Genomic DNA, 1,022 nt, shown 5'->3' with positions numbered 1-1,022 from the left:
CGCGGGTAATTCTGGAGTTGGGAATAGGGAGTAGACCATGAGGGCTGTTATCTATGACAGTTATGGCGGCCCCGAAGTGCTGCGTTTAACAGATATTGATGTGCCCGAACCCGCCAAAGGACAAATTCGGGTTAAGGTCCTAGCTTGTGCTGTGAACCTGTCCGATTGGGAGCACCTGACTGGCTCGCCTCTTTGGGTGCGCACAGTCGCCGGCTTGTTCAGGCCCAAAAAGCCGGTTTTGGGATCGGATATCGTGGGCCTTATCGACAAGTTGGGCGAAGGCGTGTCCGGCTTCGATATCGGACAGCGTGTCATGGGGGATTATGTCTTTTCACTTGGGGGGTTTGCAGAATATGTCTGCGTGCCCGCGAAGGAAACTGTAGCGGTCCCCGATGCGTTATCCGATGAAGTCGCCGCGTGCCTTCCTCAGGCAGGAGGTATTGCCGTCGCTGGAACAGAGGGTCTTTCTCAAGGCGACCGGCTTCTGATTAATGGTGCCGGAGGCGGATCGGGCACCATGGCACTGCAACTGGCCAAGACGGCAGGGGCACATGTGACCGCCGTGGACAACTCCAAGAAGTTTGAATGGCTGATCACTCTAGGGGCGGACGACGTAATCGATTATAGCAAGGTGGATTTCACCGAGACCGGCGCAAAGTGGGACAGAATACTCGACATGGTCGCGACGCGGGGACCACGCGAATTGTCCCGGGCGCTTGCTGAAGGTGGGACCTATAAGGCGCTTGGTGGCGGCGTGCCGTCACTTCTGTCCATCGTCATCGGAGGAAAGCTTCTTTCGAGAAATCGCTCGATTGGCATGTTGTTGGTGCCCTCCGGCGAAGCCTTGACGAATCGCGTCGCCGAATTGGCGGTGGAAGGCCGGATCACTCCACATCTGGAAGCTGTGCTTCCCCTTTCGTCTGTTCCGGAGGCCTTGGACCGAACCGGTCGGGGTGACGTTCTGGGCAAGCTAGTCATCAAGCCAGGTCTGGAATAGAGGGGGGACCTGGGGCTCGGAGCAG

At 57.6% G+C, this 1,022-nt stretch carries 1 protein-coding gene; it reads left to right on the top strand.

Annotated elements, in window-relative coordinates; all coding sequences use genetic code 11:
- Window positions 1–37: 37 nt before the first annotated feature.
- Window positions 38–997 carry an NAD(P)-dependent alcohol dehydrogenase gene (locus BOA8489_RS20040; RefSeq protein ID WP_093976067.1) on the top strand — a complete coding sequence of 320 codons (960 nt, stop codon included), beginning with the start codon at window positions 38–40 and terminating at the stop codon, window positions 995–997.
- Window positions 998–1,022 lie beyond the last annotated feature (25 nt).

The sequence above is a fragment of the Boseongicola aestuarii genome, from assembly GCF_900184815.1.
In the GTDB taxonomy this organism is placed as follows: Bacteria; Pseudomonadota; Alphaproteobacteria; order Rhodobacterales; family Rhodobacteraceae; genus Boseongicola; species Boseongicola aestuarii.
Note: the sequence above shows the minus strand (reverse complement) of the source record. Positions and strands in the feature narration are given on the sequence as shown.

Coding starts and splice junctions, on each gene's coding strand:
- BOA8489_RS20040 (WP_093976067.1), top strand. CDS start 38: ATGAGGGCTGTTATCTATGACAGTTATGGCGGCCCCGAAGTGCTGCGT.